The following is a 9,180-nucleotide window of genomic DNA, read 5'->3' on the forward strand; positions in this document are numbered from 1 at the left end:
CTGCCCCGCAGGAAACGAGAAGGGCCGCCATGTGCGGCCCTTCTCGTTTTTCCCCCTTCATGCAATCCAGGACGGCGGCTCAGGCAGCCGCATGCCCGTCGTCGCGCACCATCCTGTCGAGCTGGTCGATGATGGCGCCGGCCGTGATTTCGCCTTTGGCCTTGTGCAGGGCCGTGTAAAGCGGGTCGCGCAGTGCTGCAAGTTCGGCGAATCCGGCGGCCTTTTCCACCTTGACCTGCAGCAGGTAGCCGCGCAGGCCGAGATGATGGCCGATGACATCCGTATAGAAGTGATAGAGCTGCTGGTAAGTGCCGCCAGCCTGTTGGTCGGCGGATTGGGACGCGTGCTGAGTCGCATCGGCTTCGTCCGGTGGCTGCATGCTGGCGCTCCGCATGGCGTACATGGAAAAGACGCTGTCGGCCTTGCGGTCCGGATCGTCAGCGCTGGCCGCCGCCGCGACCGGGTTTGCTGGGGTAGTGCCGGATACGGCAAGCTGCGGGGCGGGTTCCGCGTGGATCAGCCCGGCATCCAGCAACGCTTCGATGGCCTCTGGTCCCACCCCCATGCCACCGGTCTGGGCCAGCAGCTCGCTGCGCCGGCGCTCGCCGTTGACGATCAGCAGCAAGGCGCGCAATTTATGGTCCAGCTTGCGCGAGCGTGTGCGTATTTCGTCCTGGCCTTGCTCGGTTTTACGGAAAACCGGATCAGTCATGTCTCCCTCCCTTTGTTCTTGGCTGTGCAGTTTGCTGCACTACGCACCAGGCGGCTCGCCGGCCGATTATCGCCACGTTGTTAGAGGAGCACTGGCGCGCTGCAAAAAAAAAGAGTCGCCAAACCGCACTACAATGTGGTGCACCAGAAAAGTAACAAAATTTGCACCCGCCTATTCACCCAACTGAAAACTGTGGCCATGCAACAACGAGACAAACTCTTTATCAACGGTAAGTGGGTTGCCCCGCACGGTACCGGCCTGATCAACGTTATCCATTCCACGACCGAGGCCGTCATGGGCCGTATTCCGGAAGGCCATGCGCGCGACGCCGAGGACGCCATCCAGGCGGCGCGGGCCGCCTTCGACAGCTGGTCGGCCACGCCGCCCGGCGTGCGCGCCGGCTATATCCGCAAGATCGCGGAGGGCCTGAAGGAGCGCAGCGAGGAACTGGCCCAACTGATTGCGGGCGAAGTCGGCATGCCGATCAAGCTGGCGCGCGCCATCCAGGTGGGCGGCCCGGTCTACAACTGGGCGCAGGCCGCCAAGCTCCTCGACACCTTCGCCTTCGAGGAAGAGGTCGGCAACTCGCTGGTGGTGCGCGAGCCGGTGGGCGTGGTGGCGGCCATTACGCCGTGGAACTACCCGCTCAACCAGATCACGCTGAAGGTGGCGCCGGCGCTAGCCGCGGGCTGTACCGTGGTGCTCAAGCCGTCTGAAGTGGCGCCGCTCAACGCCTTCGTGCTGGCCGAGGTGATCGAGGCCGCCGGGCTGCCGCCGGGCGTGTTCAACCTGGTCACCGGCTATGGCCCGGTGGTGGGCGAGGTCCTGGCCAGCCACCCCGAAGTGGATATGGTGTCGTTCACGGGTTCCACGCGGGCCGGCAAGCGCGTGTCGGAGCTGGGCGCGCAGAGCGTCAAGCGCGTGGCGCTGGAGCTGGGCGGCAAGTCCGCTTCGGTGATCCTGGACGACGCGGACCTGCCTGCCGCGGTCAAGGGCACCATCGGCGCCTGTTTCCTCAATTCCGGCCAGACCTGCTCGGCGCACACCCGCATGCTGGTGCCGCGCGCACGGTACGACGAGGTCAAGGCCATCGCCAGGAAGGTGGTCGAGGGCTATACGGTGGGCGACCCGCTGCAGGAAACCAGCCGGCTTGGCCCGCTGATCTCCGCCGCGCAGAAGGATCGCGTGACCGGCTATATCCAGCGCGGCATCAACGAGGGCGCCGAACTGGTGGCGGGCGGTCCCGAGGCGCCGGAAGGCCTGGACAAGGGCTTCTTCGTCAAGCCGACGGTGCTGGGCAATGTCGATCCCAAGGCGACGGTAGCGCAGGAAGAGATCTTCGGCCCGGTGCTTTCGATCATCTGCTATGACACCGAGGAAGATGCCGTGCGCATCGCCAATGACAGCATTTACGGGCTGGGTGGCGGCGTGTGGTCGGGCGACGAGGCCCGCGCCATCCGCGTGGCGCGCCGCATCCGCACCGGCCAGGTCGATATCAACGGCGGCCCGTTCAATATGCAGGCGCCGTTTGGCGGCTACAAGCAGTCCGGCAACGGGCGCGAGGCGGGCAAGTACGGCCTGGAAGAGTTCCTCGAGTACAAATCCCTGCAACTGAAGAAGCCGGCCGCCTGAGACCGGCAGCCGGCGGGGCGGGTGCGCTGAACCATGCGCACTCGCCCCGCAGCAGGAACGATGCCCGGCTGGTCCGGGCATTTTTTTGGCCGCCAAGCCCGCTCGCCCCAGCGCTGCGGCTTCGGCGATAATGCCGGAGTTCCGCCTGCCTGCCATGCGCCTGCGAGCGTGCCGGCGGGCCAAGGGACACGGGAAAAGAACATAAATAACGACGCGGGTGCGGCGTGCCACGCGGGGAGAGGGAGCGATGCGTTGGTTGAAACGGCTGGCCTGGCTGGTATTGATGCCGGCGGTGCTGGTAGTGGTGGGCACGCTGGGTGCCTATGTCTGGTACCGGCAGGCATCGCAGCCGCTGACCGCCGGCACGCTGAAGCTGCCCGGCCTGCGCGAGAGCGTGTCGATCGTCAGGGACCGCCACGCCGTGCCGCACATCAAGGCGGCCAATGCGCAGGATGCCTACTTTGCGCTCGGCTTCGTCCATGCGCAGGACCGCTTGTGGCAGATGCAGATGAACAAGCGCATTGCGGCGGGCCGCCTGGCCGAGATCCTGGGGCCGCCCGCGCTCGATACCGACCGCTTCCTGCGCACCCTGGGCGTGCGGCGCAACGCCGAAGCCATCCTTGCCCAGTCCTCCGACGAGACGCGCGCCGCGTTGCAGGCCTATGCCGACGGCGTGAATGCCTATATCGATGGCCGCAAGGGGCCGTTGCCACCTGAATTCCTGATCCTGCGCACGCAGCCCGAACACTGGGAGCCGGTCGATTCGCTGGCCTGGCAGACCATGATGGCGTGGGACCTGGGCGGCAACTGGACCCAGGAGACGCTGCGCATGCGGCTGGCGCAGGTGCTGCCGGTCTCGCGCATCAGTGAACTGCTGGCGCCTTATCCCGGCGAGCGGCCGCTTCGCACCATGGACTACGGCAACCTCTACCGTCACCTGGCGCCGCTGGCTACCGCCATGGCGCGCGTCGAGCAGCAGGCGCCGCCCGGCTACGTGGAGGGGATGGGTTCGAATAACTGGGTGGTGTCGGGCGCCCATACGCGCTCGGGCAAGCCGCTGCTGGCCAATGATCCGCACCTGGGGCTGCAGGCGCCGGCGCTTTGGTACTTCGCGCACTTGCAGGCGCCCGGGCTGGACGTCACGGGCGCCACGCTGCCGGGCACGCCGGTGGTGGCGCTTGGGCATAACCAGCGCATCGCCTGGGGCTTCACCAATACCGCCCCCGATGTGCAGGACCTGTTCATCGAGCGCCTGCAGCCGGGCAGCACTCAGCGCTACCAGATCCCGGACGGCTGGGCGGATTTCATCACGCGCACCGAGACGATCCACGTCAGGGGCGCGCCGGACGTGACCCTGAGCGTGCGCGAGACGCGCCATGGCCCCGTGATTTCCGACGTGGCCGAGCCCGTGGCGACCGCCGCGGCGCCGCTTGGGGCGCAGTACGTCGTGGCCTTCCAGTGGACCGCGCTGCGCGCCGACGACCGGACCTTGCAGGCCGGGCTGGCGTTGAACCGCGCTACCGACTGGGCCAGCTTCCTGAAGTCGCTGCGCGATTTTCATTCGCCCCAGCAAAATATCGTCTACGCCGATGTGGACGGCAACATCGGCTTTATCGCGCCCGGCCGCGTGCCGCTGCGTCGCGCCGACAACGACCTGAAGGGTTTGGCGCCGGCCCCTGGCTGGGATGCGCGCTACGACTGGACCGGGTTTATTCCATTCGACCAGTTGCCGCGCAGCTTCAATCCGCCCGAGGGCGTGATCGCCACCGCCAACCAGAAGATCGTCGAGGACGATTACCCGTATTTCCTGACCAGCGAATGGACCGTGCCATATCGCTACCAGCGCATCCGCACGCTGATCGATGCCACCCAGCGGCATACCATGGACAGCTTTGCCGCGATCCAGAAAGACACGCTCTCGCTGGCCGTGCGCGATGCCTTGCCGCTGCTGCTATCGGCCTCATTCGCCAGCAATCCGGCGCTGCCGCCTCGCGAGCGCGCGCTGATCGAGTCGCTGCGCAAATGGGACGGCGATATGCAGGCCGGCCTTGCCGAGCCGCTGGTGGCCACGGCCTGGCTGCGCGAGCTGTCGCGCGGGTTGTTCGAGGACAAGGTGGGCGATACGCTGTTCAGCCGGCTGTGGGAGCAGCGCAACGTACAGCAGCCCATGCTCAACGTGTTGCGCAATCCCAGGGGGCTGGGAGCGTTCTGGTGCGACGATGGCAAGACACCCGGCCAGGAGGACTGCGACGATGCCATTGGCACGGCCTGGCGCCATGCCATCGCCGACCTGGACCAGCGCTATGGCGACAAACCTGAGCGCTGGCGCTGGGGCAAGGCCCACACGGCTCGCTCCGAGCACAAGCCATTCGGCAAGCAGCCTTACCTGGCGGGTTTGTTCAACGTCAAGGTGCCGACTGGCGGTGACACTTACACCGTCAACGTGGGGCGCCACAACCTGCGCGACGAGGCGGCGCCGTTCGAGAGCGTGCATGCGGCAAGCTTGCGCGCCATCTATGACTTGTCCGACCTGTCCGAATCCCGCTTCATGGACTCGACCGGACAGTCGGGCAACATCATGTCCACGCACTACCGCGACTGGACCGACAAGTGGGCAGCCGTGCAATACATCACCATGGCGGCAGGCCGCCGCGCGCCGGGCAACGAAGCCTTCGATACCCTGGTGCTGCAACCTGCGGGCGCAGGGCGCTGAGACTGGCTTGCCTCCGGTGCCGGGGCACGGGTGCCGGACGGAAGCATCATGCCGTGATGCTTTGCGCGGAAACCGGATCCACGCGGGGCGTGCTGCACATGGCGCATGCAGCGCCGGTCGTATGCCGCTAATATCGGTGCTTTGCGTCGATCCAACGGGATGCCCGCCGCCATGTCCACTACCACCAGAGCCCTGACCACCCATGTGATCCAGCACGTTGCGTTCGAAGACGCCGGCGTGCTGGGCGACGCCTTGCGCGAGCGCGGGCATACCCTGCGCGTGCTGCGCGCGGGCATCGACGACCTGAGCGTCATCAGGGAGCAGCCAGCCGATCTGCTGGTGGTGCTGGGCGGCCCCATCGGCGTGTACGAGAACGAGGCCTATCCCTGGCTGGACGGGCAGATCGACATCATCCGGGCCCGGCTGGATGCCGGCGCGCCGATGATCGGCGTCTGCCTGGGCGCGCAGTTGATTGCGCGCGCGGCCGGTGCGCGCGTCTATCCGGGCACGCGCGAGATCGGCTGGGCGCCGGTCCAGCCCACGCCGGCGGGCCGGGATTCGCCACTGGCCGAGCTGGAGGCCGCCGACTGGCATGTGCTGCACTGGCACGGCGATACTTTTGACCTGCCCGCGGGCGCCCGGTTGCTGGCCTCGACTCCGGCGGTAGTGCACCAGGCCTATGCCATCGGCCAGCATGTGCTGGCCCTGCAGTTCCATCCCGAGGTGAGGCCCGGCGAGCTGGAAGGCTGGCTGGTTGGGCACACCGTGGAACTCGGCAAGGCCGGCATCGATCCGCGCGTGATCCGGGCGCGCACGGCAGAGATCGGCGACCGGGTGGCTGCGGCGGGCCGGCGCATGTTTGACCGGTGGCTGGATGAGGCGGGCTTGTGACGCCCGTCTCGGACCAGCAGGGCAATGCGCAAGCGGCGGCCAGCATGCCCCTGCTGACAACGCGAGTCGACTGCGTACTGCTGGGCGCGGTGCGCCCCTTCGGGCCGAAAGGCGTGCCCAGCGGCATGGACAAGCAGCCGGTCGGGTCTGCTGTGCGCGTCACGGCACTGGGCCTGGCCGGGGACGAGCAGGGCGACCCCAGGCACCATGGCGGTCCGGAAAAGGCCGTTCACCATTACGCCTTCGACCACTACCCGGCCTGGCGCCAGGAACTGGCCGCGCATTCCACGCAGGCCGCCGAGGTGCTGGCGCGGCCCGGCGCGTTTGGCGAGAACGTGAGTAGTGCCGGACTGACCGAAGCCGATGTCTGCATTGGCGATCGTTTCCGCCTTGGACGGGCGCTGGTCGAAGTCTCCCAGGCTCGCCAGCCCTGCTGGAAGCTGAATCACCGTTTCGGGCATGCGGGCATGGCGCGCGCGGTCCAGCAAAGCCTGCGCACCGGCTGGTACTACAGGGTGCTGGAAGAGGGTGAGTTGATCCCTGGCGACAACCTTGTGCTGGTGGAACGGCCTTGTCCCGACTGGAGCCTGCGCAGATTGCTGCATGTGCTGTATGTGGATCGGCTGGATACCGGCGCACTGGCCGCGATGGCGGCATTGCCGGCACTGGCCGAGAGCTGGCGCAAGCTCGCGCGCCAGCGCCTGGAGCGCGCGAAGTGGAAGATATGGAGGGTCGCCTGGCGGGCGGTTGAATGCGGGCCGGCGCCGTGCCGGCCGAGTGCGGGAGATCAGCCCTGGCGGAAGCGCTTTGCCGTTGCTTCGCGCGTGATGCGTTCCCACACCGCCTGTTTTTCCGTGTCGTCCAGGAAGACCCAGTTGCTGACCTCCATGGCGGTGCGGCCGCAGCCCTGGCAGATCTCATCGAACAAGGTCGAGCAGATGCCGATGCAAGGGCTGTCCGGCCGGTCGAACAGTCCTTCGTCGCCGCGCGGGGAACTGGACTGTGACTCCGGCTGCCCACTGGATTGCGGGGCGAGCTGGCTGGCGTCTTGCGGGTTTGAAGGCATGCGGCGGAAAGGCGGGCGGGATGGGCGGACATTATAAACGGCTGGCCGCGCCGGCACCGGCGAAGGGATGGTTCGCAGGGCGCGGCGCCGTTGCGGCCGCTTGCCCATTGCCGATTACCGTCAAGGTAATTGAGCGTCGCCGCCGCCGCGCCTAGGCTGTACGTGTCCCGACCCGCTTCAGCAGGAGCCCATGATGCTGTCCCTGATTCCCGCCTTGTCCAGCGCAGCAAGCGCCGCCGCCACGCCTTGCGTCGATCCGCGCATCCGCCACTACGTCGAGCAGGTGCTGATGGGCTCGCCGGTGGCGCGTGCCGTTGGCATCGTGCTGGATGTGTTGACATCCGACCACGTTGAATTGCTCTTGCCCTTCAAGGCCGGCAACGTGACGGTGGGCGAGATCGTGCATGGCGGCGTGATCGCGACCCTGATCGATGTGGCGGGTGCCGCCGCGGCAGCTTCCGGTGTCGATGCCGACAGCATGCGCGGCGGCGCGACCAGTTCGCTGAATATCCAGTATCTCGAAGCGGCCGGCGGGGCTGACCTGCGCGCCGTCGCGACCGTGGTGAGGCGAGGGCGCCGCCAGGTGGTGACCGAGGTCGCTGTCTACGCGGAAAGGGCGGACCAGGCCGAACTGGTAGCCAAGGCCCTGATGAGCAGCGCCTTGTTCTGATCTGAACGGCTGCGCAGGCTGGCAGCGATCAGCCAGCTTGCCCGCTGCCTGCATCCCGCGGCTCCGCATCTAGTTGCCGCGCCAGTTCTTCCGCGGCCCGCCGGATCGGCTGGCCGCTGCGCGCCACCTTGGCGAGAATCAGCGCGCCCTGCCAGCCGCAGAGCCAACGCGCGGGGCTTTGCCCACGGCGGGCTGATCACTGCCCTGGCCGACAACGCCATGGGCCTGTCGTGCGGGATGCAGTTCGCCGAGCCGCGCAGTCTTGTCACCGTGAATCTTTCGATCGATTTCCTCAGCGTGGCCAGGATCGGGCAGTGGCTGCTGTTCGAGACATCCTTTACCAAGGTTGGCGGCACCCTGTGCTTTGCGCAAGCCTTCGTCACGGCCGATGGCGTGGCTTGTGCCCGGGCCAACGCGACCTTCCGCGCGATGTAGCAGTCGTTGCCGGCGCCGCCGGCATTTTTCACCGCGTTCCCACCCACGCAAACCAGGCAGGCAAATGCAATGACAAGCAACGTGTATTCGCTGGAAGTACTCAAGAAGGTCAATTTGACCGCCGCATTCAACCGTTGGCTCGGCTTCGAGGTCATTCGCGCGGAGGGTGGGGAGGCGGAACTGCGCATGCCCTGGCAGGACGAGGCCACGCAGTACGCTGGTTTCCTGCACGCGGGCGTGATCGGGGCATTGATCGATACCGCCTGCGGCTACGCTGCCACCACGGTGGCGGGGCCGGTCCTGGCATCGCATTACTCGGTGAACTGCATGGCGCCTGCCGTGGGGCAGGCCTTCGTGGCGCGCGCTACCGTGGCCAGGGCGGGCAAGCGGCAGGTGTTCGCGCGGGCGGATGTGTTCGCGGAGCAGGACGGAGAGCTTCGCCTGGTGGCTTCGGGCGAGGTGATCCTGGTGCCTGTGGATTCGCCTGCCGCCAAGGTGCCATCACAAGCGGTTTAGCCCATTAGTGCAATTAACGGCCAAATTTTTGCCACCCACGAAAAACCGGCGCCGTCCCGCAGGCGTGTGATAGTTCAAGCGTGAAGGACTTCGGCGCAGCCAACCGCCTGCAAGGCAGGGGGCAAGGCCAGAATGGAAGAATGGAAAATGGCAGTCCGGTCGCTGCGCGACCGGACTGCCATTCAGGAGGCGCGGTCATGCCGCGCGGGACCTTCAGCAAGCCGTGGAAGCCGTGCTCAATACGCTCAATACTTCCACAAGATCTTCTGCAGTTCCTTGCTGTCGTTGGTCTTTGTCAGCGCCAGCGCCATCAGGATGCGCGCCTTTTGCGGCAATTGGTCGTCGGTCACCAGCCAGTCGTACTTGTCGTCCGGCTGCTCGGCGTTGCGGATCACCGCGCCGCTGCCGGTGCGCGAGGCGCGCACGATCTGCACGCCCTTGGCGCGKGCCGCCTTGAGCGGYTCSACCATGTAGTCGCCCACGCTGCCGTTGCCGGTGGCGGCATAGACGATGGCCTTGGCGCCATCCTTCACGGCGGCATCCAC

At 66.8% G+C, this 9,180-nt stretch carries 8 protein-coding genes and 2 pseudogenes; 7 read left to right on the forward strand and 3 right to left on the reverse strand.

All coding sequences use genetic code 11. From position 1 onward, the window contains the following. Window positions 1–79 precede the first annotated feature (79 nt). Window positions 80–712, reverse strand: a complete 633-nt coding sequence (locus tag AC1DT6_RS34550) for a hypothetical protein (protein WP_441632490.1) — start codon at window positions 710–712, stop codon at window positions 80–82. A 198-nt stretch (window positions 713–910) separates the two neighbouring features. Between AC1DT6_RS34550 and AC1DT6_RS34555 the strand changes: the two genes are divergently transcribed. The 4 genes and pseudogenes from AC1DT6_RS34555 (at window position 911) to AC1DT6_RS34570 (ending at window position 6,699) form a co-directional block, all read left to right on the forward strand. After that, window positions 911–2,344 carry an aldehyde dehydrogenase family protein gene (locus tag AC1DT6_RS34555; RefSeq protein ID WP_441632491.1) on the forward strand — a complete coding sequence of 478 codons (1,434 nt, stop codon included), beginning with the start codon at window positions 911–913 and terminating at the stop codon, window positions 2,342–2,344. A 247-nt stretch (window positions 2,345–2,591) separates the two neighbouring features. Beyond that, the gene (locus tag AC1DT6_RS34560) at window positions 2,592–5,057 is read left to right on the forward strand and encodes a penicillin acylase family protein (protein ID WP_441632493.1); all 2,466 of its coding nucleotides are present in this window, start codon (window positions 2,592–2,594) and stop codon (window positions 5,055–5,057) included. A 171-nt stretch (window positions 5,058–5,228) separates the two neighbouring features. Then, on the forward strand, window positions 5,229–5,948 hold the full coding sequence (locus tag AC1DT6_RS34565; RefSeq protein ID WP_441632495.1) for a glutamine amidotransferase: 720 nt from the start codon (window positions 5,229–5,231) through the stop codon (window positions 5,946–5,948). A gap of 44 nt (window positions 5,949–5,992) precedes the next feature. Continuing rightward, window positions 5,993–6,699, forward strand: a pseudogene (locus AC1DT6_RS34570) (MOSC domain-containing protein). Window positions 6,700–6,735: 36 nt separating this feature from the next. Here AC1DT6_RS34570 and AC1DT6_RS34575 read toward each other — a convergent pair. Then, window positions 6,736–6,921, reverse strand: a complete 186-nt coding sequence (locus AC1DT6_RS34575; protein WP_045238471.1) for a DUF1289 domain-containing protein — start codon at window positions 6,919–6,921, stop codon at window positions 6,736–6,738. Between the two features lie 286 nt (window positions 6,922–7,207). Between AC1DT6_RS34575 and AC1DT6_RS34580 the strand changes: the two genes are divergently transcribed. The 3 genes from AC1DT6_RS34580 to AC1DT6_RS34590 all read left to right on the forward strand — a co-directional run bounded on the left by AC1DT6_RS34580 (window position 7,208) and on the right by AC1DT6_RS34590 (window position 8,635). Then, window positions 7,208–7,684, forward strand: coding sequence for a PaaI family thioesterase (locus tag AC1DT6_RS34580; protein ID WP_441632501.1), 477 nt, complete (start codon window positions 7,208–7,210; stop codon window positions 7,682–7,684). A gap of 48 nt (window positions 7,685–7,732) precedes the next feature. Then, on the forward strand, window positions 7,733–8,119 hold the full coding sequence (locus AC1DT6_RS34585; protein ID WP_441632503.1) for a PaaI family thioesterase: 387 nt from the start codon (window positions 7,733–7,735) through the stop codon (window positions 8,117–8,119). A gap of 69 nt (window positions 8,120–8,188) precedes the next feature. Further along, on the forward strand, window positions 8,189–8,635 hold the full coding sequence (locus AC1DT6_RS34590; RefSeq protein ID WP_441632497.1) for a PaaI family thioesterase: 447 nt from the start codon (window positions 8,189–8,191) through the stop codon (window positions 8,633–8,635). Between the two features lie 245 nt (window positions 8,636–8,880). On the opposite strand, the pseudogene AC1DT6_RS34595 reads toward AC1DT6_RS34590, so the two are convergent. Then, window positions 8,881–9,180: pseudogene (locus tag AC1DT6_RS34595) on the reverse strand (L-asparaginase); the annotation flags it as partial.

The organism is Cupriavidus sp. 01L45, assembly GCF_056399885.1.